The 24,961-nt window shown below is 46.4% G+C and carries 28 protein-coding genes; 1 reads left to right on the top strand and 27 read right to left on the bottom strand.

What is annotated here, in order from left to right:
* Nucleotides 1-235: 235 nt before the first annotated feature.
* The 16 genes from N6H06_RS01500 to N6H06_RS01425 form a co-directional block, all read right to left on the bottom strand.
* The gene (locus tag N6H06_RS01500; protein WP_062745048.1) at nt 236-1,096 is read right to left on the bottom strand and encodes a M23 family metallopeptidase; all 861 of its coding nucleotides are present in this window, start codon (nt 1,094-1,096) and stop codon (nt 236-238) included.
* A 178-nt stretch (nt 1,097-1,274) separates the two neighbouring features.
* Entirely contained in the window at nt 1,275-2,315 is a 1,041-nt protein-coding gene (spoIID, locus tag N6H06_RS01495; RefSeq protein WP_062745047.1) for a stage II sporulation protein D, read from the bottom strand.
* A gap of 166 nt (nt 2,316-2,481) precedes the next feature.
* Entirely contained in the window at nt 2,482-3,780 is a 1,299-nt protein-coding gene (murA, locus tag N6H06_RS01490; RefSeq protein ID WP_011248681.1) for a UDP-N-acetylglucosamine 1-carboxyvinyltransferase, read from the bottom strand.
* Between the two features lie 41 nt (nt 3,781-3,821).
* Nucleotides 3,822-4,580: a YwmB family TATA-box binding protein gene (locus N6H06_RS01485; protein ID WP_263705460.1), complete on the bottom strand. Its 759-nt coding sequence runs from the start codon at nt 4,578-4,580 to the stop codon at nt 3,822-3,824.
* A 90-nt stretch (nt 4,581-4,670) separates the two neighbouring features.
* Nucleotides 4,671-4,904, bottom strand: coding sequence for a DUF1146 family protein (locus N6H06_RS01480; protein WP_062745044.1), 234 nt, complete (start codon nt 4,902-4,904; stop codon nt 4,671-4,673).
* A gap of 323 nt (nt 4,905-5,227) precedes the next feature.
* Nucleotides 5,228-5,629: a F0F1 ATP synthase subunit epsilon gene (locus N6H06_RS01475; protein ID WP_062745042.1), complete on the bottom strand. Its 402-nt coding sequence runs from the start codon at nt 5,627-5,629 to the stop codon at nt 5,228-5,230.
* Nucleotides 5,630-5,697: 68 nt separating this feature from the next.
* On the bottom strand, nt 5,698-7,110 hold the full coding sequence (gene atpD / locus N6H06_RS01470; protein ID WP_062745040.1) for a F0F1 ATP synthase subunit beta: 1,413 nt from the start codon (nt 7,108-7,110) through the stop codon (nt 5,698-5,700).
* 31 nt (nt 7,111-7,141) lie between these two features.
* Nucleotides 7,142-8,008 carry an ATP synthase F1 subunit gamma gene (gene atpG / locus N6H06_RS01465; protein WP_062745038.1) on the bottom strand — a complete coding sequence of 289 codons (867 nt, stop codon included), beginning with the start codon at nt 8,006-8,008 and terminating at the stop codon, nt 7,142-7,144.
* 33 nt (nt 8,009-8,041) lie between these two features.
* Nucleotides 8,042-9,556, bottom strand: a complete 1,515-nt coding sequence (gene atpA / locus N6H06_RS01460; RefSeq protein WP_062745037.1) for a F0F1 ATP synthase subunit alpha — start codon at nt 9,554-9,556, stop codon at nt 8,042-8,044.
* A 34-nt stretch (nt 9,557-9,590) separates the two neighbouring features.
* A complete protein-coding gene (locus N6H06_RS01455) occupies nt 9,591-10,136 on the bottom strand; it encodes a F0F1 ATP synthase subunit delta (RefSeq protein WP_062745035.1) in 546 nt (181 codons plus the stop codon).
* Entirely contained in the window at nt 10,133-10,618 is a 486-nt protein-coding gene (gene atpF, locus N6H06_RS01450; protein WP_011248689.1) for a F0F1 ATP synthase subunit B, read from the bottom strand. The genes N6H06_RS01455 and atpF overlap by 4 nt, the downstream gene beginning before the upstream one ends.
* Nucleotides 10,619-10,724: 106 nt before the next feature.
* Nucleotides 10,725-10,940, bottom strand: a complete 216-nt coding sequence (gene atpE, locus N6H06_RS01445) for a F0F1 ATP synthase subunit C (RefSeq protein ID WP_011248690.1) — start codon at nt 10,938-10,940, stop codon at nt 10,725-10,727.
* Nucleotides 10,941-11,012: 72 nt separating this feature from the next.
* Complete coding sequence (gene atpB, locus N6H06_RS01440) at nt 11,013-11,729, bottom strand: F0F1 ATP synthase subunit A (protein ID WP_082808164.1); 717 nt, start codon at nt 11,727-11,729, stop codon at nt 11,013-11,015.
* Nucleotides 11,730-11,735: 6 nt separating this feature from the next.
* Entirely contained in the window at nt 11,736-12,134 is a 399-nt protein-coding gene (locus N6H06_RS01435) for an ATP synthase subunit I (RefSeq protein ID WP_062745034.1), read from the bottom strand.
* On the bottom strand, nt 12,134-12,358 hold the full coding sequence (locus tag N6H06_RS01430; RefSeq protein ID WP_062745032.1) for an AtpZ/AtpI family protein: 225 nt from the start codon (nt 12,356-12,358) through the stop codon (nt 12,134-12,136). The genes N6H06_RS01435 and N6H06_RS01430 overlap by 1 nt, the downstream gene beginning before the upstream one ends.
* Nucleotides 12,359-12,713: 355 nt before the next feature.
* Nucleotides 12,714-14,993 (bottom strand): S8 family serine peptidase, encoded by a 2,280-nt coding sequence (locus tag N6H06_RS01425; RefSeq protein WP_318527486.1) that lies wholly within the window; start codon nt 14,991-14,993, stop codon nt 12,714-12,716.
* 189 nt (nt 14,994-15,182) lie between these two features.
* Between N6H06_RS01425 and N6H06_RS01420 the strand changes: the two genes are divergently transcribed.
* Complete coding sequence (locus N6H06_RS01420) at nt 15,183-15,656, top strand: GNAT family N-acetyltransferase (protein ID WP_062745028.1); 474 nt, start codon at nt 15,183-15,185, stop codon at nt 15,654-15,656.
* A 21-nt stretch (nt 15,657-15,677) separates the two neighbouring features.
* Here the strand turns inward: N6H06_RS01420 and upp are convergent, their stop codons facing one another.
* The 11 genes from upp to spoIIR form a co-directional block, all read right to left on the bottom strand.
* Nucleotides 15,678-16,307 (bottom strand): uracil phosphoribosyltransferase, encoded by a 630-nt coding sequence (gene upp, locus N6H06_RS01415; protein ID WP_062745026.1) that lies wholly within the window; start codon nt 16,305-16,307, stop codon nt 15,678-15,680.
* A 273-nt stretch (nt 16,308-16,580) separates the two neighbouring features.
* Complete coding sequence (gene glyA / locus N6H06_RS01410) at nt 16,581-17,834, bottom strand: serine hydroxymethyltransferase (RefSeq protein ID WP_263705459.1); 1,254 nt, start codon at nt 17,832-17,834, stop codon at nt 16,581-16,583.
* A gap of 229 nt (nt 17,835-18,063) precedes the next feature.
* Nucleotides 18,064-18,609 carry a TIGR01440 family protein gene (locus N6H06_RS01405; RefSeq protein ID WP_263705458.1) on the bottom strand — a complete coding sequence of 182 codons (546 nt, stop codon included), beginning with the start codon at nt 18,607-18,609 and terminating at the stop codon, nt 18,064-18,066.
* A complete protein-coding gene (gene rpiB, locus N6H06_RS01400; RefSeq protein WP_263705457.1) occupies nt 18,606-19,055 on the bottom strand; it encodes a ribose 5-phosphate isomerase B in 450 nt (149 codons plus the stop codon). The genes N6H06_RS01405 and rpiB overlap by 4 nt, the downstream gene beginning before the upstream one ends.
* A gap of 52 nt (nt 19,056-19,107) precedes the next feature.
* The gene (locus N6H06_RS01395; protein ID WP_263705456.1) at nt 19,108-20,421 is read right to left on the bottom strand and encodes a methyl-accepting chemotaxis protein; all 1,314 of its coding nucleotides are present in this window, start codon (nt 20,419-20,421) and stop codon (nt 19,108-19,110) included.
* Nucleotides 20,422-20,432: 11 nt separating this feature from the next.
* Nucleotides 20,433-20,864, bottom strand: coding sequence for a low molecular weight protein arginine phosphatase (locus N6H06_RS01390; protein WP_062745017.1), 432 nt, complete (start codon nt 20,862-20,864; stop codon nt 20,433-20,435).
* A gap of 114 nt (nt 20,865-20,978) precedes the next feature.
* Entirely contained in the window at nt 20,979-21,521 is a 543-nt protein-coding gene (locus N6H06_RS01385; RefSeq protein WP_062745015.1) for a manganese efflux pump MntP, read from the bottom strand.
* Between the two features lie 132 nt (nt 21,522-21,653).
* Nucleotides 21,654-22,463 carry a ribonuclease E inhibitor RraB gene (locus tag N6H06_RS01380; protein ID WP_062745013.1) on the bottom strand — a complete coding sequence of 270 codons (810 nt, stop codon included), beginning with the start codon at nt 22,461-22,463 and terminating at the stop codon, nt 21,654-21,656.
* Between the two features lie 96 nt (nt 22,464-22,559).
* Nucleotides 22,560-23,588, bottom strand: a complete 1,029-nt coding sequence (locus N6H06_RS01375) for an L-threonylcarbamoyladenylate synthase (RefSeq protein ID WP_404830321.1) — start codon at nt 23,586-23,588, stop codon at nt 22,560-22,562.
* A 220-nt stretch (nt 23,589-23,808) separates the two neighbouring features.
* Complete coding sequence (locus tag N6H06_RS01370) at nt 23,809-24,258, bottom strand: hypothetical protein (RefSeq protein ID WP_062745011.1); 450 nt, start codon at nt 24,256-24,258, stop codon at nt 23,809-23,811.
* Nucleotides 24,259-24,312: 54 nt separating this feature from the next.
* A complete protein-coding gene (gene spoIIR, locus N6H06_RS01365; protein WP_062745009.1) occupies nt 24,313-24,942 on the bottom strand; it encodes a stage II sporulation protein R in 630 nt (209 codons plus the stop codon).
* Nucleotides 24,943-24,961 lie beyond the last annotated feature (19 nt).

The raw sequence follows: 24,961 nt of genomic DNA, 5'->3' as shown, positions 1-24,961 counted from the left end.
TGCATATCAAGGAGCATGAAAGCAGTAAACAAAAAGAGCACCTTTTAGGCGCTCACAGACTGTAGACAAACGCTTGCATCCTTCGTTGCTCACCTCATTCATCTACTTATGAACCCACGTTCTATTCGTATCTTCACTCGGTTCCGCGCCTCGGCTGACAAGCGTTTTCTATCAGTCTGGACGATTTTGTCGACGTTGTCGACAACCTCAGAGCACCTTTTAGGCGCTCTAAGGTTTATTCTTCGATTTCATTTGGCTTATTTTCAGCCGGCTTGTCGTTCTCATCTTTATCTTTCTTAGAATCGCCGTCTTTTTCATTATCCTTGGCTTTATCATTTTCGTTTTCCTTGGCTTTGTCATTTTCATCAGGCTTTTCGTTCTCTTCGCCTTTCTTATCCTTTTCGCCTAAAGGAAACGCATCATTGATGTCTTCAAGTGATTTGTTAAACGCATCGTAAGGGTTCATGGCCACTCCGTCTTTACGGATTTCAAAGTGAACATGCACACCTGCTTCCTCATCATACACATTGCTTCCAGCATTACCGATTACATCGCCTTGGCTAATTTCTGCGCCTTGTTCGGCTTCAATGCCTTCTAAACTAGAGTAGTGAGTGGTGATGCCGTTGCCGTGATCGATTTCAACTACATAACCGAGGACAGAGTCCTTCATCGCTTTCGTGACCGAGCCACTCATTGCCGCCTGAACAGGGAACGTTTCTTGGTCTTTGCTTGCTAAATCAATCCCTTTATTTTGACGGTAAACATTGTCATAAAATACAAGCGCTTGTTCTTGCTCTTGTGCATCGGCTTCTGGATCGTAGAAGAACCCTACTTGTTCAAATTCAGATTCGTTCGCCACAGGCATGTGCAGTGTCTCATCGCCGACATTAACAGGAACAGTTGGCTCATCTTGCTGATTCTCCTGCTCTTGCACGGGCATTTCTTCCGGATCTGCGCTATCCTCCCCATTTTGCAAAAAGAAAACAGCACTTAAGAGACCGGCGCCAACAACCAAATAAGCAGCAGGCATAACCCAACGTTTGCGCATAAAACTTTGGATATCGACTTTTTTAGAAGAATTTTTTTCTTCTTTCATTTCTCATCACCTCTGCCAACCATTCTGAGCATTTTGCTAGAAATATATACATGGCAGAGGAAAAATTTTTTCCAGAGATATTCGCGCCGTACCGCCGCTGCCTAAAAAGCCAGCAGCCCTTGTTTACAAGGCTGCTGGCTTCTACTCTATGAATGGTGTTGCAATCGGCTTGCATGTATTAGCTAGTAGGGACAAGTTCGTCCATGCTTTCAATTTCGACATCTTTGTAGAAATATTGGATAATGTCTTTGTACGTTTTTCCTTCTTGCGCCATCCCGTTTGCCCCATATTGGCTCATTCCCACACCATGTCCCCAGCCTTTCGTTTGAATGACGACATGGCCATTGCTTACATGCCATGAAAAGTCAGATGAATCAAGTTCGAGTGCTTCCCGGACTTCTCGGCCTGACAGTGTTTTATTTTCAAACGTTACAGTCTCCACTCGCCCGCCTGCTGTTCTCGTTGCAATCGTGCCAATCGAACCGTCATTTTTAAGGGTGATCCCTAAAGCAGCTTCAAATTCACCTATAGGAATGACTGTTTCATTAGCAAAACGAGGAGATTGCTTATCCCATGGACTAGGTACACTTTTTAAGTAAGGCACCTCTTGTTCCCAATAATCTTCGGCATTTTCGGTAAAGCCGTTGCTTGTGGAAAAAAAGGAGGCTGTAATCGGTTTACCATCATACGTGATAATTTCCCCACTCGTGGCCCGTACTGCTGTTTCGATTTTCTCCCAGTTTGAGTCGAACTCACCTTCCCATTTCTCTTTTAATTCATCTTTGCTTTGATAGACTTGATGGGCAACTGTATCCGTTACCAGTGCCCCTTGTGGAACATCCTCATCTTTGTCGCTATTTTTCATTTTCGCGACAGCAAATGTCCTGGCGGCTAACGCCTGTGCCTTAAGAGCCTCCACTTCATAGTCAGCTGGCATTTCAGACGCTACCACACCGATCACGTAATCCTCCAAAGCCATTTGTTCCACCGATTCAGCGTTAGAGCGATAAACGGCAATGTCAGGTCCATTTGTGTCTTTTGCTGCAACTTGCTCAGAGCGTACTTCTGTTTGTCCTGCTTCTTGTTTTTTTTCAATCGGGGCTAGTCCAAAAGCTGACTCGGTTAAATCTTCACCGTCTTTTACAAGTGCAACCATTACAGTGGGAACGATTAGCACAATGACGATCAGCATTGCTGCAAATAGGATTATCCGTTTCATGGCAGACCTCCATTATTTGTTCCAACACTATAGTCTATGAACGTCTGCCCCAGAAATGAATGCAAAAAAGATTGTCGGCCATACACAGTATGTCAGCAAATGTGACATACTCCATAATGACAAACAATCTTTTTTGACGGTATTCGACCATTTCCCCGGAAATAGATTAGATAAGTTCAGCAGCTTCCAAGGACTCATTTTCTTGATGTTCTTCAACACGCTCAATGTCTGCGCCTAGTGCTTTCAATTTCTCTGTTAAATTGACGTACCCACGATCCAAATGCTTTAATTCCGTTACGCGTGTATAACCGTCAGCGACTAGTCCCGCAAGCACAAGAGCTGCACCAGCCCTTAAATCCGTTGCTCCGACTTCTGCACCTTGTAGACTTGTTGGCCCAGAAACAATCGCCGAGCGACCTTCAATTTTAATGTTTCCGTTCATGCGACGGAATTCTTCTACATGCATAAACCGGTTCTCAAAAACAGTTTCCGTAACGACACTCGTGCCCTCTGCCCGAAGAAGCAACGCCATCATTTGCGCTTGCATGTCTGTTGGAAAACCTGGATGTGGCATCGTTTTAATATCAACAGCCTTGAGCTGTTCAGGACCGATTACCCGAAGACCCGCTTCTTCTTCAATAATATCGACGCCCATTTCACGCATTTTGGCAACAAGCGGCCGCATATGCTCAGCAATTGCTCCCTCGACAAACACATTGCCTCCTGTAATCGCCGCCGCAACCATAAAGGTGCCTGCTTCAATCCGATCAGGTATAACGGAGTGGACTGCCCCTTGGAGAGCGTCTACGCCGTCAATGCGAATAACGCCAGTCCCTGCGCCACGCACCTTTGCGCCCATGGCATTAAGGTAATTGGCCAAATCGACAATTTCTGGCTCTTCTGCGACATTTTCAATGATGGTTGTTCCCTCTGCCAAAACAGCAGCCATCATGATGTTCTCTGTTGCCCCCACGCTTGGGAAATCCAAATAAATCTTTGTTCCTTGGAGTTTTCCATCAATGCGTGCTTCAATAAAGCCATTCCCGATTTCAACCGTTGCTCCCATCGCTTCAAACCCTTTAAGATGCTGTTCGATAGGACGTGAACCGATGGCACAACCGCCTGGCAATGCGATTCTCGCACGGCCTACACGTGCCAAAAGCGGGCCCATCACTAAGAAAGAGGCACGCATTTTGCGCACATATTCAAACGGAGCTTCGGTTTTTAGTGGGCGGTCTGCACGAACGGCAAAGCGGCCGTTTTCATATTCGACTCCCACATTCAAATTCGCTAGTACTTCCTTCATTGTATATACATCTGTAAGTGATGGCACTTCTTCAATGATGCTTGCACCACGCTCAGCTAATATCGATGCTGCGATGACAGGCAGAACGGCATTTTTAGCGCCTTCCACCTTCACGGAGCCGTGCAGCTTGTTGCCGCCACGGACAATGATTTTTTCCAACGTATTCCCCTCCGCGTCAGTATTTTTTCTCTTCTATATTATCAATATTCAGTCGTAATTATAGGCGTTCCTAAAGTTACCCTTGTCTGCTTGCCCAAGTCTGGGTTTTGTCTCAAGGCAACTTGAACATTCATGTTGTTTCCGTTTACTAAAGCAATTCCAGTGTCCCATTCATTATTGTACGCAGACAAAGACACAAACGTTTCTTCTTTCAGCACTTCTTGGATTGTTGCCCCAAGCTGCTCAGTGTAACGTTTGCCAGTTGCGAACAACGAATCGTCATTTAATGTGGTTGTTTCAGCTGTCAATTGGTAAAAAAGCAAAGCTGACTCCATTTCCAAACGGTTAAGGCGTTCCTTTAATAAGGCTTGATCGAAAACGGATTCTTCCGCACTCGCTATAAGCTCGTACGACTTCACCAGGATAATTTGGCCTTGGTCCTTTACAGCAAGCCACTTAACGACTTCTTGCAGGCCATTCCCCATATCCTGAATGAACACTTCACTCCAACTGTCCCGGTTTGATTCCAAAGGTTGCCGTTCAAAAGTTGGATGCTCGGCTGCAAAGGCATCGACCTTTTGCTCATACTCGCCTTTAGAATGAAGGACTTCTTCATTTCCTTTTGCTCGAACTTGCCAACTAATGACATGCAATTGTTCTTGTTTCGCTAATTCGAGCATCGCTTCTGCTTTCGCAAAAAGCAATTGATCCTTGTTTTTTTCATGTGGGGGCGCAAAAACCATTGCACCACAAATCCCAATCACAACTGCCAAAAAACCCGCTTTGATCATCTTTTGCATGTACGTTCTCTCCCTTAACGCCATGGTCTTATTAGTACCATTTTTACCTTTTGGAGAAAATGCATACATGAAAGATGAGGGTTCTTTTCACTAAAATAAATAGGGCAAAAGTTGTGTTGCTTGAAAGTAATCAATGAGAAAGCGAGCGACTAAAGTACCAAGAGCAATCGCACACATGACTCGAAGCAACGCAGCTTGTTTGCTTTTTGGATTTTTAACGAACAGATCGAAGCGAAACGACTCAAGAGCCCACCAAGCGATTACAAGACAAAGAAGATTCACGACAATATGTATGAATGCTCCCAAACCTAATCCGTCCGTCAAAAAAATGACCCCATTTCTTGCTATTGATTGCAGTTAAGCACTTGTCAAGCCAAACGATTGCAATCCATTAATCATCATAACGGATTTGTTCTAAAAAAGCCAGCGTTTAACGTCCCGATTTACCGATTTTACAAAGTTTATTTTTTGAACGTTTTGTCACAAAATGACGCAATTATTGAACGAGGCCCCATTAATGTTTTCATACCACTTCTGCCTTCTTTTTTAACCGGTTTTTCACTAAAAAAATGTCAAAAATCCCGCCAACCTTTAAAAGATTTTACGGGATTTTTGACATTTTTACGTTGGATTACAATTTCGCCAGCTTATGCGCCTTTATGTTTGGCGACATCCATTCTTGTGATCGCACGTTGAAGGGCTGCTTCCGCCCGCTTTCTGTCAACATGCTCACTTGCTAACCGCTGCTCGGCACGTTTTTTTGCCTTTTGGGCACGTTCGGTGTCAATTTGCTCGGGACGTTCGGCCGCTTCGGCCAGAATAGAGACATGGTCTGGCCTGACTTCTACAAATCCGCTTGAAACAGCGACCTGTTCTTCTTTCCCTTCTTTTATGAACCGAGCAGGGCCTACAGCAAGCGGACTGACAAGCGGAATATGTTTTGCTTTGATGCCAAGTTCGCCTTCCGCTGTCTTAACGACAACCAATTCGGCATCTCCTTCATAGACAGCCCCGTCAGGCGTGATGACACTGACTTGTATCGTTGCCACGTGTACCCCTCCTCTGTCGGCAATCAGGCGACAAGGAAACAAATACAGCTGTTTCCTTGTGCATTGATTTACGCCATTTGCTTGGCTTTTTCAACGACTTCTTCTATACGGCCAACGAGACGGAATGCGTCTTCCGGAAGGTCATCGTACTTGCCTGCAAGAATGTCTTTAAAGCCTTGGATTGTTTCTTTAACCGGCACATAAGAGCCTGGCTGTCCTGTAAACTGCTCAGCGACGTGGAAATTCTGCGATAGGAAGAACTGGATCCGGCGAGCACGGGCCACAATCAGTTTATCTTCTTCAGACAGTTCTTCCATCCCTAAGATCGCAATAATATCCTGTAGTTCCCGATATTTTTGCAATGTTTGTTGCACGCCTCGTGCAACATTGTAATGCTCTTCACCGACAATCTCAGGCGAAAGGGCACGTGATGTTGAGGCAAGAGGGTCCACTGCTGGATAGATCCCTTGTTCTGTCAATTTACGTTCAAGGTTTGTCGTTGCATCCAAGTGGGCAAATGTCGTCGCCGGAGCTGGGTCGGTATAGTCATCGGCAGGCACGTAAATCGCCTGAATCGATGTAACCGAACCTTTCTTCGTCGATGTAATACGCTCTTGCAGCTGTCCCATTTCAGTAGCAAGCGTCGGCTGATAACCTACCGCTGAAGGCATCCGCCCAAGCAAAGCCGATACTTCGGAACCAGCTTGCGTAAACCGGAAGATGTTGTCAATGAATAACAATACATCTGCGCCTTGTTCATCGCGAAAATACTCGGCCATTGTCAAGCCAGTCAAAGCAACACGCATACGGGCACCAGGCGGCTCGTTCATTTGGCCGAAAACCATCGCCGTTTTGTTGATAACGCCGGCGTCTTTCATTTCATGATAAAGGTCATTTCCTTCACGCGTCCGTTCCCCTACGCCGGCAAATACAGAGATACCGCCATGCTCAAGGGCAACGTTGTTGATCAGTTCTTGGATTAAGACCGTTTTCCCTACACCTGCGCCGCCAAATAGGCCAACTTTTCCGCCCTTTGTATATGGTGCAAGCAAGTCAACGACTTTAATGCCTGTTTCAAGGATTTCAGTTGTCGTTGTCAATTCTTCAAAGCTTGGCGCCTCGCGGTGGATTGGATCGCGGCGAGTCCCCTCAGCCACAGGCTCCTGTAAATCAATCTCTTCACCTAATACATTAAAAACGCGGCCGAGCGTTTCTTCTCCAACAGGAACGGAGATAGGACCGCCTGTATCGAGGACTTCTGTTCCGCGCATAAGCCCGTCAGTTGAACCCATTGCTACCGTGCGGACTGTATCGTTCCCAAGGTGAAGCGCTACTTCTAACGTCACTTTCACATCAACGGCGCCATCGGCTGCGCCTTGCTGGTTGACTGTTAATGCGTTATTGATTTCGGGTAGCTGCCCACTTGGGAATTTCACGTCTACGACGGGCCCTGTAATTTGAATGATACGGCCTGTTGACATTCGTTTTCCCTCCTACTAATAAGCATTTGTTTTATTCGAGTGCGGCTGCACCGCCAACGATTTCGGTAATTTCTTGTGTGATTGCTGCTTGACGCGCTCTGTTGTAGGAAAGCGTCAATTCATCAATCAATGCAGAAGCATTATCAGTAGCTGCGCTCATAGCTGTCATTCTCGCGCCGAATTCACTTGCTTTTGCGTCAAGAAGAGCGCCATAAATTAAGCTTTCTGCATAACGTGGAAGAACGGCCTCCAAAATTTGTTGTTCCGACGGCTCAAATTCGTATAAACTCGTGCTGCTTTTCTCGTCGCCTTCATTTACAGAAGCTAGAGGCAGCAGTTTTTGTTCAGTAACCCGTTGCGTCATCGGTGACACAAAATGGTTATACCAAATATACAATTCATCCAATACACCGTCGGCAAACATTTCAACTGAAGACTTGGCCAACCCGCTTACGTCATTAAAAGTAGGTTGGTCAGGGACCTCAATCATCTCTTGAATAATCGGCTGTTTCCGGGTACGGAGCAAGTCGCGGCCGATGCGGCCAAGAACGATAATCGCATACTCGTCTTCGGAAGCGTGGCGTTCATGGATGGTTTTCATCATATCGCGCAGCAAGCTGGAATTATAGCCGCCTGCAAGGCCGGTATCCGATGTCATCAAAATATAACCTGTCTTTTTCACAGGCCTCTCTTCAAGCATCGGATGGCTTGTATCACTGCCTGCCTGAGCAATATTGCCAACGACTTCGCGCATTTTTTTGGCATACACTTCATACGATTGCGCTTTTTCTTGGGCGCGGTTCAGCTTTGCCGCTGAAACCATTTGCATCGCCTTTGTAATTTGCCTCGTTTTCTTTGTGGAGTTTATCCGGTTTTTAATGTCGCGCAAAGAAGCCATTTGTTCACCGCCTTTCTGGGCAAAACTAATCGTCTATTCGTTAGAAGCGACAAAACCTTTCTTAAACGCTTCGATTGCTGCTTTCAAATCGCTTTCTTCAGGCAAATTGCCCGTTGTGCGGATATGCTCAAGCAATTCATTGTTGTTGCTTTCAAGATATGTGAATAGTTCAGACTCAAACCGGCGGCAATCAGCCACAGGCACATCATCCAAATAGCCCTTCGTCAGCGCGTAAATAATCGCTACTTGCTTTTCGACCGGAAGCGGCTGGTGCAAATCTTGCTTCAGCAATTCGACTGTGCGCTCACCACGGTTCAAGCGCGCTTGTGTTGCCGCATCCAAGTCAGAACCGAATTGGGCAAACGCCTCGAGTTCCCGGTATGCAGCCAAGTCAAGACGCAGCGTTCCCGCTACTTTTTTCATCGCTTTGATTTGTGCTGAACCACCAACACGAGATACAGAAATTCCTGGGTTTACTGCTGGGCGAACCCCTGAGTGGAACAAGTCGGACTGTAAGAATACTTGTCCATCTGTAATCGAAATAACGTTTGTTGGAATATAAGCAGAAACATCACCGGCTTGTGTTTCAATGAATGGAAGCGCCGTAATCGAGCCGCCTCCTAAGTCATCATTCAATTTCGCAGCACGCTCTAACAAGCGGGAGTGCAAGTAGAAAACATCCCCTGGGAAAGCTTCACGACCTGGCGGGCGGCGAAGGAGCAATGACATTTCCCGGTAAGCAGCTGCTTGTTTTGACAAGTCATCATAAATGACAAGCACATGTTTGCCGTTATACATAAATTCTTCTGCCATGGATACGCCTGTATACGGAGCCAAGAAAAGCAATGGCGCAGGGTCAGACGCACTTGCAGAGACGACAATTGTATAATCAAGGGCGCCCCGTTGACGAAGCGTTTCAACTACACCTGAAACGGTTGATTCTTTTTGGCCAATCGCTACATACACACAAATCATGTCTTGGTCTTTTTGGTTGATGATCGTATCGATGGCGATTGCTGTTTTACCTGTTTGGCGGTCACCGATAATCAATTCCCGCTGTCCACGGCCAATTGGAATCATGGAGTCAATCGACTTAATCCCTGTTTGCAATGGTTCATGGACCGATTTCCGTGCCATGACGCCTGGCGCTGGACTTTCAATTGGACGCGTTTTGCTCGTATGAACTGGTCCTAGGCCGTCTATAGGCTGGCCAAGCGGGTTGACGACGCGGCCAAGAAGCTCGCTTCCTACTGGTACTTCCATAATCCGGCCAGTCCGTTTGACTTCGTCCCCTTCACGAATGTCGGTATACGGACCTAAAATAATAATCCCAACGCTGTCTTCCTCCAGGTTTTGGGCCATCCCCATTACCCCAGTCGAGAACTCAAGTAGCTCGCCGGCCATGACATTGTCGAGCCCGTGAGCGAAGGCAATTCCATCCCCGACGCGAATAACAGTCCCTACGTCCTGCACATTGACAGTTGTTTCAAATTGGTCGATCTGTTGCTTAATGAGCGAGCTAATTTCTGTCGCTTTAATGCTTGCCATTCGTTTCACCCCTAACTGACAGTTTCTAACGTTCTTATTGTCCTGCTACCAATTGCTTTTCGAGGCGTCTCAGCTGCCCTTGGATGCTACCGTCAAAGACACGGTCGCCTACACGAACTTTTAATCCGCCTATTAAAGCAGAATCGACGACATTGACAATCCGCAGCTCCCGTTTTCCAGCTTTTGGGGCAAACACGGCAGCAATTTGATTCTTTTCACTGTCCGAAAGCGCCTTAACCGAGAAAACAGTTGCTTCAGCAATTCCTTTTTTGTCATCGTTTAACTGTTTGTATTCACCAGCGAGACCAACAATTTCCGTATAACGGCCCCGTTCCATTAGCAAGTTGATCGTATTCATCACTGCTGGGCTTAGGTGAGCCTGAAACGCATCCCGGAGGAGCGCTTGCTTTTTATCAGCAGCGAGCCCTGGTTGGGCTAACACCGTTTCTAATTGAGGTGTTGTTTCGAACACTTCTTGCACCAGCTCAAGCTCCCGTTCAAACACATCCGTTTGCCCTTTTTCTTCCGCTAACTCAAAAAGAGCAACAGCGTAACGATTTGCTACTGCCTTGTTGCTCATAGCTCTTCGCTCGCTTGTTTAAGATACTCTTGGACAAGCTGGTCTTGCTCGCTTGCGTCAAGTTCTTTTTCAATAACTTTCTGTGCAATTAAGACAGAGAGAGACGCAACCTGTTCGCGAAGAGCGGCTACAGCCTGGTCTTTTTCGTTTTGGATTTCCGCCAACGCTTGCTGATGAATGCGCTGTGCTTCTTCTTTGGCGGCGCGGACCATTTCCTGCCCTTGCTGTTCGCCTGCTTTTTTTGCATTTTCAATCAGTTCACGCGCTTCGACTCGCGCCTTTTGCATTTCTTCCCGCTGTTCTGCAAGCAGTTTTTCAGCTTCCTTGCGATTTTGTTCCGCTGAATCAATTTGCTCATTAATCATATCTTGCCGTTTTTGCATAACGCCAAGAAGCGGCTTGAGGGCAAATTTAGAAAGAATTAAAAGCAACACAGCGAATGCCAATAGTTGGTAGAGGGCTGTGCCCCATTCGATGACCATGTTTACACCCCTTTTGCAGAAGTAATCGTCCTTGCATAAATAAAGGCGAGAGGTTCTGTTTTGTAGAACACTGTCGCCCCTCTAGTCAAACTATAAAATGTTTGCGTTATCCCATAAAGAATAGTAAGAACGCAATAACGATCGCAATAATCGGAACGGCCTCTGCAAGTGGCGCACCAATAAACATGAGCGTTTGTAGCGTGCCGCGTTGTTCTGGTTGACGTGCAGTTCCTTCAATTACTGCCTTAACGATAATGGCTACGCCAATTGCTCCCCCGATTGCTGCAAGACCTGCTGCAATCCCAATCGCTAATTCTGTCATTAGATAAATCCTCCCTTAAGGTTTAAATTTTATAGTAACTAAGCTCTGAAATTGAGCGAGAATCACGAAATATTAATGTTGTTCCACTTTGTGGGACATATACACCATTGCCAACATCGCAAAAATGTACGCTTGCAATGAACCAATAAAAATACTGAATGCTTGCCAAACAATGAGCGGCACAAAAGCGAAGATCCCCCAGTAAACCGCTGTCGTTCCTAACGAAACAAGAAGAAGCATGAGAATTTCTTTCGCATAAATATTCCCAAAAAGTCGCATGCCAAGAGTTAATGCATTTGACCCTTCCTCAATTACTTTAAATGGAAACAAAAACCATTTTGGCGCAAACCAACTTTTCCCGTAAGTAGACGGCCCTGTCACCATGATTCCATAAATATGGGTCAAAACGACAATAAAGACAGCCATTGTCAGTGTTAGAACCGGATCAGACGTCGGCGATTTCCAAATAACGTTATGGCCTTCTTTGGTTACTAATTCAAATGGAATGCCCATCATATTAGCAACAAACACATAGAAAAGCAGCGCATACGCGAGGACAATAAAGCGGCCGCCCACTTTCCAATCCATGTTCGCCTTAATGATTCCACGACAAAAGTCCACTACCCACTCGATAAAATTTTGCAGCCCAGTCGGACGCATGGCCAATTTGCGACAGCCAATGACTGTAATAATGACAACAATGGCCATTGCAATCGTCGTCGTTATCATGGTTGTCCCATTAAAGAGCAAACCCATGAATTCAAATTGATATTGATGATGTTCCGGCAAACTATTTCACCTCTTTCGTATGAGAGCTTTTATGAACATGTCGACCATCATCACACCGTATAGCAGCCCTAGCCCAACCACAACCGCAACAATATGGATGTTTTCAGGAAATTGAAGAGCCAGCCAAATCGCTATGAACGCAAAGATGAGTCGAAACACAAATCCCAATCCCGCGAAAACCATAAAGGGTCGTTTCGACGGAGCGACGCTCGTTCCTATGACGCTTGCGTTGTGGTAAGTGATCCACAAATTCAAATAGCTGACAGAGACGCCTAGTAAAAGGCCGAGGAAAATCGTTTGGAGTGGTGTAAAGATAGAACCTATAACGAAAATGAGACTGATAAATCCAACTATACACGAATAATGCCACATTTGCTGTTTTAAAAGGTTCTTCGGTTCCGGCACTATTGATCGTCTCCTAAAAATGGCTGAACCGCTTTATAAATGCCATATGTACCAGTCCCTAGGCCAGCTAACAAGCAAATAATCAAAAAAAGGGGTTCTAACCCAAACAATTTGTCGAGCCAAAGTCCAAGAAATAACCCGCCAACAACACCACCAACAACGTAGGAAGTGATGATGGACACAAGCGCAAACGCACGCATCGGATTCCGGTTTGGTTTAGACAATGATACGACCTCCATCGCATATTGCAAACCCATTCATAACGCACATGTAACCCTTATCATGAGGACCCTTATAATCGTACAATAGCCACCCCCCGGTGTCAACGAATTTTACAAGGAAATCACAAGAGTTATGAAAGAGCCTCTATTTGTTCACACAACTGTCATAGTATTGTTTGAGATTTCCCAAATAAAGCGCTATCCATATGAACAGAGGCATTTTTTTGCCCTAGCCGACATATAAAAAATCCGATCCCCCTAGAATTCGTCTGAAGGAAGGGCGATGACCAATTGACAAAACGCTCTACATATGTCCAAATACACGAAAAACCGCCAGTAATCGCGGTTTTTTCGTGTATTAGCCTTCTATCGGGAAAAGGGGCGGCTCCCCGACGTCAATGAAAGCCTCGATTGTGTCTTTTACACCTTCACTTTTCGCAAACACTAACGCTCTGTATCGGCCTGGAGCTACATCCAAATCAGATAGTTCGCCACTCACCATTCCACGCTCAGAATTTTCATGGGAGACAAGGATATCTACAAATTCAAACGTGTCAGGATCAAACAAGGCGATCCCTGATTCCTCTGCCCCTCCTGGCAAATAGTACTCGTAGTAATAACTGTTTTTAGCATCGCCATGGGCAAATTGAAATGCCATCACCCGTGGGTAATTCGGTTCTTCCATAAACAACACATATGGGAGGCTGATCGTGTCGCTCCCGCCTGTAATTTCGACCGTGCCGGCATGGAGCCCTTCTTGCAAAAGCGCCGGATCAATGTCAGCAGCAAGAGTCACTTGCTTCTTTTCAGTGGGCCCAACGGTTACCGAAAAAGGGGTTTCCCATTCAATTCCATCCAACTCTCCTAGTGGCGGAGCAATATGGTACACTCTCGCTTTGCTTTCCATGTTTTCAATCGTGATCGTCAGCTCTCTTTTTGTGCGTGGGGCTTTTTTTTCCCAAGTGCCGAATGTAAGCGAACTTGGGTATACAAGCGTTTTCGTTTCAAGCGCCTTGTCTACTTGAAGCCTTCCTGCACCTTGTTCGTGGGGCATGTACTCCCTTCCCTGCTCATCGACTAAGCGCTTCGTTGTGTTCATTAAAGCCGCTTTTACTTGTTCAGGGTTCCAGTCTGGATGTTGTTGGATCAAAAGGGCCGCCGCGCCTGTCACATGGGGACTTGCCATGCTCGTTCCGTTTAAACCTAAATAACCTTTTGGCACGGTACTCTGGATTGCCACTCCTGGAGCAACTAGATCTGGTTTCACTTCCCATGTTTCAGTAACTGGCCCTCTCGAACTAAACGACGCCAGCAAGTCTTGCTTTTGTTCATAGCCAGTACGCACGGACAATTCTTTTTTTGAATGGGCAAGTTGTTCAAGCAGCCATTCGCCGTCTTCTTTGCTTAGGCTTGCCCCGATTAAATCAACTGGCTGTATAACGCCCCCTGCAAAATTTCCTTTTAAATTATTGTAAATTAAAATCCCAGTTGCGCCCGCCTTTCGTGCAGTCTCCATTTTTTCAGCAAAAGTAGAGCGACCCCTTTTCACTAAGACGAGCTTTCCTTTTGCATCAATGCCCTTATAATCAGATACTAGCCCGTGTCCCGCTTCGACAATAGGAATGTCGCGCTTAAGCTTCCACGGTCTTGCGCCAACGAGTGGCGTCAATTCAAGCCGGTGCTCCTTTTCATTTGTCAATGTCATATAAGGAATTTCCACTGGCGGAAGAGATGCGCCAACAGAGATCGCTTTCGCCGAAGTCCCAGGTGAACCGACAGTCCACATATTCGGTCCGCTGTTGCCACTTGAAGTCACAGCGACTACGCCTTTGTCAACTGCACGATCCAAAGCAAGGCTAGTTGGCCAATCAGGTCCATTCACCGTATTTCCAAGTGATAAATTTAAAACGTCCACCCCATCGGCAACCGCTTTTTCAATCGCTTCCAAAACTTGCTCAGTCGTCCCTTGCCCGCCTGGTCCAAGAGCGCGGTAAGCATAAATTTCTGCTTCAGGGGCAACTCCTTTTATGCGGCCATTGGCAGCAATGACGCCAGCAACGTGCGTTCCATGGAAAGTCGGCTCTCCTTGGTCCGCTTTTGTTTCCATTGGGTCTTCATCCTCATCGATAACATCGTAACCACCTTTCACATTGGCGCGCAAATCAGGATGTTCATAATCCACTCCTGTATCAATAACGCCGACTTTGACGCCTTTGCCAGTCAATGCTTCCCCTCCTGGCCCCACGTGGCGCTTTTCGCTTTTCCCTGCGCCTACAAATGAAATACTGCCTTCAAGGCTTGGCTGGTAAATAGCAATATCATCAACACGGGCAATACCGTCTAATTTTTTTAAAACATTGATGTCTTCTTCTAATAAATCTAGCGAAAATCCTCCGTAAACAATTTTAAAGACATGCCTAATTTTGGCTGAAGGAACCGCATCCTTTACTTGTTCTACTGCGTTGTCAACATTCCCTTTCGCCGATACAATGACGACTCGCCTGCCGCTTTGCTGCTCGTCGGACACTGTTTCCGTCGCCCTTGGCGTAACAGGATAAGTCTCGGCAGCCGCCATGTGCGGAATAAGTCCTGAACAACCTAATAAAACCAGCAGTATGCAAGCTTGCACTCGTTTCATTATGATCTCCCCTACTGCGTGTCGTAACGTGTAGTATGTGTACAGAAACGGCGCACTATGCAGGAAAGCGATTTTTGTGCATAGAATGTTTATAACTGTGGATAAAATCATGTTTTTCTGTTGATAACTAATGATTGCTGTGGGTAATTCTGAGGGTTATGTGGATAATTGAATTTGGAGGGAGCGCAAATGAACATGCTCATTCGCGAATCGGTCCAACACGATGGACCATCCTTATGCAAACTAATGATGGAACAAGGAAGCCCTGACGACAAACATAATTTAGAGCACCGGTTTAAGCGATACTCCAACGATTCACACCATTATATTGCCGTCGCCGAAGAAAAAGACGAGTTAATCGGCTACGTGTGGGCACAAGATTTTGGCGTGCATTTACGTACCGGTACGAAGCTATGCCGCCTTCATGAATTGTATGTCCTTCCTGAACACAGGTCAAAAGGCGCAGGACGGCAACTATTTAAAGGCGTTCTTCGATGGTCGCACATACGCCATGCTACTTGGCTGCAATGGCATGCTTCTTTCAGCGCGTCCGCCTTTTATGAAAGGCTCGGCTATCAACCTGTCCACCAAGAGGGACAAGGCTTTCCTTGCTATGAAATCGACTTTTCTACAAAGGAGCGCCCACATTCCCGCCATGCATGAATGTGAGCGACTACTCGTTCGTTATTTTGTTCCAAACAACCGATCGCCAGCATCGCCAAGTCCTGGCACAATGTAGCCTTTTTCATTTAGTTTTTCATCAAGGGCAGCTAAGTAAATGTCGACATCAGGATGTTCCTTTTGTACGTAAGCGACACCTTCAGGAGCAGCTACAAGGCAAATGAGACGCATGCTTTTTGCACCGCGCTTTTTCAAACTATTGATTGCTTCGACGACAGAGCCACCTGTTGCCAACATTGGATCGATGACAAGCAATTCCCGCTCTTCAACATCATTCGGTAGCTTCACGTAGTACTCATGGGGCTTTAGCGTTTCAGGATCACGATACAAGCCGACATGGCCAACACGAGCAGCAGGAATCATACGCAAAATCCCTTCTGACATGCCAATACCTGCGCGCAAAATCGGAACCAAACCTAATTTTTTCCCTGCCAGCTTTTGTACTTTAGCTGGACCGACAGGTGTTTCGATTTCTGCAGCCTCCAAAGGCAGATCACGAGTCACTTCAAACGCCATTAAGGCCGCAACTTCATCAACGAGCTCGCGGAATTCTTTTGTACCTGTATGCTTATCACGAATATAAGATAGCTTATGCTGAATCAGCGGGTGATCCAAAACATGCACTTTTCCCATCTCTTACACTCCTTTTCCTATATCGCCATTTTTCGACACACTCTGATTGATTTTACATGAAGACCCCTTTCTCCTTCAAGTGAAACTTCAAAAACACACGATTTGCCAACAAAATCAACAGACTGATAGAAAACGTTTGACAGACTAGGAGTGCAGGCGAGGGAAGATGCGAATAGAACGGGGGTTCATGAGGATATGACCGAGACAAACGACGACGTATGCGCGCGTTTGTCTACGGTCTGCAGCCTTCTTGTACAAGAAGGCTGCTTCAATTTACAAATTTGGGTACATCGGGAATGTTTTTGTCAATGCGGCAACACGTGAACGGACGCTGTTTAGCGCTTCTTCATTATCGATGTTTTTGAGCGTCATCGCAATGAGTTCGCCAATTTCATCCATTTCGTTTTCCCCTAAGCCACGAGATGTAACGGCTGCAGTGCCAATTCGAATGCCACTCGTTACAAATGGCTTTTCAGGATCAAATGGAATCGCATTTTTATTGGTTGTAATGCCAATAGCGTCCAACGCTTTTTCAGCGACTTTGCCAGTCAATTGCAAGGAACGCAAATCAAGTAACAGCAAATGGTTATCCGTACCACCGGAAACGATGTCCACGCCTTCGGCTTGTAACTTTTCGCCAAGGCGCTTTGCATTGGCAATGATGTGCTTAGCATACGTTTTAAATTCATCTGTCAATGCTTCTCCGAAGGCAACCGCTTTTGCAGCGATCACGTGCATAAGCGGGCCGCCTTGAATGCCTGGAAAGATCGATTTATCGAGCTTTTTCCCAAATTCCTCCGCCGTTTCCTCATTGCACAAAATCATGCCGCCCCGTGGGCCACGCAACGTTTTATGAGTCGTTGTTGTGACAAAATGGGCATGTGGCACAGGGTTTTGATGCAAGCCTGCAGCTACAAGACCGGCAATATGGGCCATGTCTACCATAAGATAAGCGCCAACTTCATCAGCAATTTCCCGGAATTTTTTAAAGTCGATTTCACGGGGGTAAGCACTCGCTCCGGCTACAATTAATTTAGGCTGATGCGTCTTGGCTGCTTCTCTAACAGCTTCATAATCGATGCGCTGGTCATCTTCACGGACGCCGTATTCCACAAAACGGTATTGGATGCCACTAAAATTGACTGGGCTGCCGTGCGTTAAATGGCCGCCATGGGACAAGTTCATGCCAAGCACCGTGTCTCCATGTTCAAGAATAGTAAAATAAACGCCCATGTTTGCTTGTGCGCCAGAATGCGGCTGAACATTAACATATGCGGCGCCAAAAAGTTTTTTCGCTCTGTCGCGCGCGACGTCTTCAGCAATATCGACATACTCGCAGCCACCATAATAACGGCGACCAGGATAGCCTTCTGCATATTTATTCGTCAAGACCGACCCTTGTGCTTCCATAACCGCTTCGCTGACAAAGTTCTCTGAAGCAATCAATTCAATTTTGTCTCGTTGCCGGCCAAGTTCTTGGCGAATCGCTTCAAATACGGCTGGATCTTGCGTTTTTAAATGTTCCATCATACCCTGCCCCTCTCAACAACATTCGTTTTTTGGTCTAATTGCTTTTCATTTTATCGTATATATCACTAAAAGAATAGGTTTTTCCGTAAGATAATAACCGATTTTTTTCTTTTATTCAGTTTCAACCGTTATCCATTTTCATTTAAAAGGACGTTGCCATCTACGTTCCATTGTTTACACTGGCAGCAACGCTCCATTATAGCGGATCGCCGCAACCGTGATAGCGCTAATCATTAAGGGAATAGCGCGCCCGTTCCCCGCCAATCAATTTCGGCCTAGAATAGGCAAACGTCACGTGGGCGCTGCCTAATGAATTTGCTGAAACGCGCACAGGTACAGCGACCGGCTTTAAATGCATGCCGATAAACGTATCGCCAATGTCAATCCCAGCGTCGCAGTCAGCTTGTTCAACTAGAACAGGGTTTTGCATATGCTTATAGGCGTACGCAGCCATAGCACCGCCAGCCCGAGGTACAGGTACAGCCGCTACTTCTGTGAACCGAAAGGCATCAGCAATGGCACGCTCTACCACTAAAGCACGGTTTAAATGTTCACAGCATTGAAAAAGCAGATGGACCCCTGTTTCCTTACTAAAGTGAACGAAAGCGTCATGTAGTTCGGCGGCAATCTCTTCTGAACCTTGTTTTCCGATCCGTCCGCCTCCCACTTCACTTGTCGATGCGCCAACTACAAAAAGTTTCCCCGCCAAATTAGGCGCTTCATTCATAAATTCGCTAAGCAAGTCGATCAAGCGCGTTTTTAGTGCCGTCATAAGCCTGCCTTCTCTTCATAAGCAGCAATTTTGCCAATTCTCGTCTGGTGGCGTCCGCCTTCAAACGCTTCCCCCAGCCATGTTCGCACAATTTCGACGGCAAGTCCGGGGCCTATAACTCGCTCTCCTAATGCAATCATATTTGTATCGTTATGCTGCCTTGTCGCTTTGGCGCTAAACGTGTCATGAACAAGGGCACAGCGGATCCCTTTTACTTTATTGGCAGCAATCGACATGCCGATGCCTGTCCCGCAAATTAAAATGCCCCGGTCAAACTCTCCTTGCGCCACTTTTTCTGCGACAGGAAGGGCATAATCAGGGTAGTCGACAGAGCCTTCACAATCGCAGCCAAAGTCTTTATAGGAAAGCCCCATTTCCTCTAACATCGCTGTAATTTCTGCGCGGAGCCTGGTTCCGCCGTGGTCTGAAGCAATCGCAATCTTCATTATTGGACACTCCTTTTCGTTTAAAAAAAAGCGTCCCCTATCGACGCTTTTACTAGGTTGATTCTATTGTAAACTTTTCAATCGTTGTCTTCAATTGCTTGGCTTGATTCGCTAAGTCAAAGGATAGCCTTGCCGCATCCTCTAAAGCTTGGCTTTGTTCCTCTGTCATCGCAGCGACTTCCTCTGCTCCGGCAGATGTTTCTTCTGCAATTGCTGCCACTTCCTGTGTTTTTAATGAGCTTTCCTTAATCGATTGTTGCTGCTTGTCTGACAATGCCGACACTTCGCCAACCAATGCTGCCACACGTTTCACAGACGCTTCCATTTTGGCAATTGCTGTAGTGGTCTGTTCGCTTTCCTCCCTCTGCTTCTGGGCAACCGCTGCTTGCGCTTCAATATCGGCCACAGTCTGCTGCATTTCTTCTTGGATGGCAGCAATTAATTCCCCTATAGAAGCGACAGCACGGGCGCACTCATCTGCCAGGTTTCGCACTTCGTTAGCCACTACGGCAAAGCCTTTGCCATGTTCGCCCGCTCTTGATGCCTCTATCGACGCATTTAAAGCAAGCAAATTCGTTTGTTTCGCGATCGAGCCAACGAAACTAGCGATTGTTTCCACTTCTGCCGCTTGCTGTTCCAAACGGCGAACAGAATGCAAAGACGCCTCTTGCTTTTTTGATAGCTCGCCCACTCCGTTCACGAGCGCATTTGTCCGTTGACGGCTTTCTTCGAGAGTCGCGACCATATCTTCTGCCTGACCTTTAGAGGAGTCTGCTTTTGCTTTCATTTCCGTCGCCATACGCGTCGTATCTTCCAAGGAGGCTGCTGTTTCCTGAATCGCCTTTGCAGAGGCTTCAGCGCCACTAGCGATCTCTGCCATTGTCAAACCAATTTGTTCACCTTGGCTCGAAGATCGTTCAGTAGCATCAGCAAGTTGTTTGACACGCTTATCGGTTTCGACAAAGTTCGTCTCAATGTCCGAAGTCATTTGCCTTAAGCTGGCAAGCATATCATTGCAGGCAATCCCTAAAGCCCGTAGTTCGTCATCTGATCTGGAAAGTTTTACTGATGTATTGACAGAACCAGCAGCTGCTTGTGTGACAGCTCGTTCCAATTCGCTTAAAGGTTTTGTAATCAAGGGGGCAAGCAAATAGCCAAAAATCGCGCTCCAAATGACACCGACAAATAAAGTTAACGGTATCACCAACCGGGGGTCAATGGACATCGCCTGGGCGAGATAATCAGCAAGGAAATATAAAATAAACGCGCTGCAGGCAAATGTCACAACGGCTACTGCGCTGACCCCTACTACTAACTTTTTGCGAATGCTGAATTTATATGTTCTGCCGACACCGTTCCCTTCCACATCGTCACCCTCTATGCTTCGTTTTTTTCAATAAATTTTAATACGGCCGCTTTAATTTCTGCGGCAGTTATGTCATACGTTTCCGTAGAGCCACCAAATGGATCGGAAATGTCGCCTGTTTCGCCAGCAGCCTCTTTCAGCGTCTGAACCTCTACCTGTTCGTACATGCTTTCGATCTGCGCTTTATGGCTTTGTGACATCACCAACACGATATCCGCCCAATCAATCAATTCTGCTGTCACTTGCTTGGCTTCATGCTTGTACAACAAGCCTTCTTTTTCAAGCACATATTGAGAGCCGCTCGAAAGCCCGCTTCCTGCATGAGCAAAAAGGCCAGCAGAGCGTACTTCGTAGGCGCCATTCCCTTCTTTTCTTAAAAACGCTTCCGCAAGCGGCGAGCGGCATGTATTCCCAGTGCATACAAACAATACACGTTTTTTCATTCGTCGTTTTTCCTCCCAAAGTCGTTTGTTTTAGTCTACCATATCTGCTTTGGAGGGTTAAACGAGCCCAACCATTATGCTATGGAAACATCGAGATGGCCCGTTCGCTTGGCATCAGAGGGGAAGCATAATCTTTAAGCCAAAGCCAATCAACACAAGGCCGCCTAGCAGCTCGCCATATACACCTAAAAACTTTTGAAAATGAGAGCCAATGATCAAGCCAATCCATGACATCACCATGCTCATCGCCCCGATCATTCCGACTGTCAAATACATTTCTGTGCCAAGAATGCCGAATGACAGTCCGGCTGAAAAGCTGTCAAGGCTGACGCCGACAGCAAATAGGAGCAACCCCCAACCAGTGGGCTTCATTCCGTCAGCTTCATGATCAGAAAAGGCGTTTAGCGCCATTTGTACGCCAATCACCAATAGCAAGCCTCCACCAATATAAGTCGCAATGACATCAAAATGGCCTGAAAGCCATTGTCCGACAGTCATTCCAGCAAGGGGCATGGCCACATGAAATAAACCTATTGTCAGGCCGATTCGAAAAATTTGCTTACCTGACAACTTCAACATGCCCATTCCGAGCGCCACTGAAAAGGCATCCATCCCTAAAGCTGCCGCCATTATACATATCGTCACAAACTCGTGCATTGTTTATCCCCTCTTTCGCAAAAAACATGCTATTTGAACATATGCACGTCCGCGAAAATTTAGACAAGCCGAAAGCGGTTGTCCAAAAAGGAGCAGGAAAAAAGCCTGCCGCCATAAGCGACAGGCTTTCATCTATTCTTCTGTTTCATCGGTCATGGCGCTCCAGCCATCCAAAATAGCGCCGAACTCCGTTGTCAAGTCTTCGAGTTCCTTTAATTTCGCTTTAACGGCTTTGTATGTAAGCACCATTTCTAATGTGCAGGAAAGGGCGTAGCCTTGTTCTTCTTCATGGAGGCTTATTTCAAATCCGTGTTGGCTCACTAGCCTCGCTGCTTTCTTCGCCATTCGTTTGTTTTCAATTAAAAGCATGAATTCCACTTCCCGTGGCTTCTCCAAATCGCAGCCAGCATTTTTTAACTGTTGTAAAACGATGCCTTCCTCGTCATTAGGGAAGTCAACAGGGACAGGCAATGCTGTCGAGTAAAAATAAAAGGCTCTGCTTTCGTCATCAGACAGAAGTTCTTTTTCAAAGCCATGGTCTTCCAAGATCTGAGCGATCACGTCAGCATCGGGACGAGCCACATCATGAATATAGCCTACATCTTTCAAGCCGCTTAAGTGGAAATAGCGCTGCCACTCTTCAAGCCAATCTGAAAATGCCTCCATGGATGCAACCGCTTCAGGAAACGGCTTCAAAATCACGACGCTCTCGAGCTCTGCATCTGTCTCGTTATAAAAAAACGAAATCATATCTAGAATCTCTTGTAATTCGCCTCGCCCGTCAAACTCTCTTCGTTCATGGGCAAATACGTCATCCGATACAATATAATAAGGAACGTCCCATTCCTCACGGGCAAGCTTTACTTGTATCGTCCCGTATATTACGTCTGTTTCTTTCTCTACAAACGTAGAGTAGTTCATCTTTGCCTCAAACCTTGCCATCTTTCCCCTCCGTACTCACGCTTTTCCTGATCATACCATAAGCGGTGGTCAGCCAACAGTCTATTTCGCCGACAAAGGCATTTCAACACATAAACGCTACACCCTTTTGCCGCCTGCTGCTTTTTCGAGCCTGTTCATAATGGCACGGCCGACTCCCTCAGTAGGAACAGTTTTCACATAAATGACTTCTGCTCCTTGCTGGTCAAAGTCGCGAAGAACGCCATACAAAATATGGGCGACATGCTCAAGCGACTCACCTCGGCGAACAATATCCGCTTTATAATCGGTCGTTCCTGTCGTTGCGAACACAGCGACTTTTCGCCCTTCTTTTCTTGCTTCTGCCACTAAATGATGGAGTGTGTCATCACTGTCAACAAGTGTTACTTCTGCATTTGGTGCATAATGGGTATATTTCATCCCCGGCGATTTTGGAGCACTGTGCGTCGTCCCCAAGGCCGGATCAATGTCGATCTTACCAATAACCGCTTCAATTTCTTCAACAGAAACCCCGCCTGGTCGGTAAAGCATGGGTGTCGGTTTCGATACATCCAGCACAGTTGACTCAAGGCCAATGCCCGTTGCTCCACCATCGACGATTCCGTCGATTTTGCCGTCTAAATCGGCGATCACATGGGCCGCCGTTGTCGGTGAAGGACGCCCAGACACATTTGCGCTCGGAGCTGCAACGGGCAGCCCACATTCCTGTAACAACTTTAAAGCTACGGGATGGGAAGGCATGCGAACACCGACAGTTGATAGTCCGGCTGTTACATTTTCAGCAATGGCTTCTTTGGCCTCTAAAATCAATGTTAACGCTCCTGGCCAAAAAGCTGCCATGAGTTTGCTGGCGTTTGCCGGAATCGATTTTACCAGCTTGTCCAACTGGCTGTTGTCGCCAATATGGACAATCAGTGGATTATCGCTAGGGCGCCCTTTTGCTGCGAATATTTGTGCGACCGCCTCGTATGAGAGGGCATTGGCGCCAAGCCCATAGACCGTTTCAGTTGGGAAAGCAATCAGCTTATTTTGTTTTATCCACAGAGCTGCTTCTTGAATCATCTCGGTTTGTTCGGCAGAGTCATATTCCTTATCCACAATCCATTGTTTCGTCTGTTTATAATTCACTCGTGTTCGCCTTCCTCTCGCTTTTCCATCCACATTAATCAAATCGAAAAAATCCTTTTATGTCAATGGTTATCACTTAAAGTCTCATTTATCAAAACAGAATGCCAGCCGTTGAAAACAGGTTACCCACACCTGTGGATAACCTGTTCATAAGTTAATAGATCGCTATTTTTGTTTTCTTTGACTCAACTATTCACAATCATTATCCACAAATCCACAGTTAGGAAGAAAAAGGCGAACAAAAATAAGCCCAAATGGAAACGCCATCCTGTTCCACTACCGTTTGATAGTGCTCAATTTCCTTTATTTCATTTGGGATGGCATCGGTTTCTTGACGCTTAAAGCCGAGCAGTTCAAATAATGTGGCGTTGCCTTGACTGGCAGCAAACACGGTTTCTACTCCTTCTGTTTGCGCATAGGCTAGCGCCATTTGGATAAATTCAACCAACGCACTTGAACTCATTTTTGCGCTGTCCATGACCATTGTCCGGAGCAAACCGTAGATGTTGGCTTTTTCCAGGCCCACTGTTGCAATCAATTCGCCTGCGTCATTTTCTACGACAATTAATGGGTCTTCTAACGTGACTGGTTGTTTTGTTTGCATCCGGGCAAATAATGCCTGAACAGCTAGCAGGTCTGTTTCTTCCATTTTTCGAACGGTAAAAGCCATCTCCGCCCCCTCCTTTTACTTCATCCTATGAGAGGGCTTGTACAAATATGCCTATTAGGCAAATAACCGATCCCAGATCGATTCAAACCATTCTACAAAGAAAAACGATGTTTCCACTTCGTCAGCTTCCTCGGTGCCGTTGTCTTGGTCGCTATTGTTATCTTCTGCCGCTGTATTGGTCGCTTCGCCGTTGTCCATGTCTAAAAAGCATAATGGCGGAAACAGCACACACCACCAATTTTCACCTTGGCCTTCCCCTAACGTAATAAGGACAGCGTGGTACAATCCGGCAGGGTATACCATGTTTCCGTACAACTTCGTTGGAAAGGCAACCTCTTTATCAAACGCAACGGAATAGTCTTGGTCGACGCCTTTTGCTGCTAGCTGATCTGCTACGATCGCTTCAAGCTCAGGAACACGTAAAGCAATTTCAGCAGCAGCTTCCTCCATCGTTGCCATTTCCCCGATCCATTCCCCAATAGCGGCATTTACTTCGTCACGAATTTCCCGTTTTAGTGCTTGATCGGCAATCGAGTCGCTATTGGCTAATATCCGTAAGCGGATAGCATCATCCGCTGAAACTTGTCCATGGTAGGCGCCTTCCGCCTGTGCATTCTGTGCTTCCCAACTCATTAAACCTACAAATAAAGAGATTAATAGATACATAATAGCTCTTGGTTTCATTGATTGCACCGCCCTTTCC

The organism is Shouchella tritolerans, from assembly GCF_025770735.1.
Taxonomy (GTDB): Bacteria; Bacillota; Bacilli; order Bacillales; family Bacillaceae_D; genus Shouchella; species Shouchella tritolerans.
This window is presented reverse-complemented; position numbering and strand designations above follow the sequence as displayed.